We start from the raw sequence: 1,706 nt of genomic DNA, 5'->3' as shown, positions 1-1,706 counted from the left end.
CGGCCTCCTGACGTCGCAATTTGCGGTGACTGAACTTGCGCGTACCAGAAGCAAGAGCAACGGCAAGAGCAACAGCAGAGCAACAGCAGAGCAACAGCGAAAGCTAAAAGTAGGGCTGGGCGGTAGAATCGTCGCTAATGGCAAAGTGATGATTCGAGGTAACCGTGGAATTGCAGCAGGGCTTCGTCCTGACCCGGCACTGGTACGACACGCCCGAAGGCACCTGCGTGGAGTTCTGGCTGGCCACCGACCAAGGGCCACAGCGCGTGCGCCTGGCACCCCAGGAGTCCGTCGCCTTCCTGCCCCAGGCGCAGGCCGAACACGCACGCCTGCTACTGACTGGCGAAGCCGGCGCCCAACTCAAACCCCTGCGCCTGCGCGACTTCGAACAACGCCCCATGGTCGGCCTCTACACCCGCCAACACCGCCAACTCATGCAACTCGAACAACGAATGCGCAGCGCCGGTATCGACGTCTTCGAGGCCGACATCCGCCCCCCGGAACGCTACCTGATGGAGCGCTTCATCACCGCCGCCGTGCAGTTCACCGGCACGCCCGATGCCCACGGCGTGCTCTGCGATGCCCAGCTCAAACCCGCCAGCGACTACCGCCCACCCCTGCGCCTGGTGTCGCTGGACATCGAAACCAGCGAACGCGGCGAGCTCTACAGCATCGCCCTCGAAGGCTGCGGCCAACGCCAGGTGTACATGCTCGGCCCAGCCGCCAACGCCCCCGAAAGCCTCGATTTCGACCTGCACTACTGCCAAGACCGCGCAGCACTGCTGGTGTGCCTCAACCAATGGCTGGCCCAGCACGACCCGGACGCGATCATCGGCTGGAACCTGGTGCAGTTCGACCTGCGCCTGCTGCACGAACATGCCAAGCAACTGCAGGTGCCGCTGGCCCTGGGTCGCGAGGGTGCGCCCATGACCCTGCGTGCCCACGCCAACGGCGGCCACGTGTTCGCCGATGCGCCGGGACGCCTGCTGATCGACGGCATCGAAGCCCTGCGCTCGGCGACGTGGAGTTTCCCCTCCTTCAGCCTGGAGAATGTCGCCCAGACCTTGCTCGGCGAAGGCAAGGCCATCGACACGCCCTACCAGCGCATGGACGAGATCAACCGCATGTTCGCCGAGGACAAGCCCGCGCTGGCCCGCTACAACCTCAAGGACTGCGAGCTGGTGACACGCATCTTCGCCCACACCCGCTTGCTTGAGTTCCTGCTCGAACGCGCCGCCGTCACCGGCCTGGCGGTGGACCGCAGCGGCGGCTCGGTGGCTGCGTTCTGCCATTTGTACATCCCGCATATGCACCGCATGGGGTTTGTCGCCCCCAACCTCGGCAGCCGCCCTGACGAAGCCAGCCCCGGCGGTTTCGTCATGGACTCGCGCCCTGGGCTGTACGACTCGGTGCTGGTGCTGGACTACAAGAGCCTGTACCCGTCGATCATCCGCACCTTCCTGATCGACCCGGTGGGCCTGGTCGAGGGCTTGCGCCAGCCCGATGACGCGCATTCGGTCGAAGGCTTTCGCGGCGGGCGCTTCTCGCGCAGCCAGCATTGTTTGCCCGCCATCGTCGAGCGCGTGTGGCAGGGCAGGGAGGCGGCCAAGCGCGACGGCAACGCGGCCTTGTCGCAGGCGCTGAAGATCATCATGAACGCCTTCTATGGGGTGCTCGGCTCCAGCGGCTGCCGCTTCTTCGACCCG

General features: G+C 65.7%; 1 protein-coding gene. It reads left to right on the top strand.

What is annotated here, in order from left to right; all coding sequences use genetic code 11:
• Positions 1-164 precede the first annotated feature (164 nt).
• Positions 165-1,706: DNA polymerase II (locus PMI38_RS03515; protein WP_008090726.1), on the top strand; the 1,542-nt coding region annotated here is incomplete at its 3' end.

This window comes from Pseudomonas sp. GM84, assembly GCF_000282535.1.
Classification (GTDB): Bacteria; Pseudomonadota; Gammaproteobacteria; order Pseudomonadales; family Pseudomonadaceae; genus Aquipseudomonas.
This window is presented reverse-complemented; position numbering and strand designations above follow the sequence as displayed.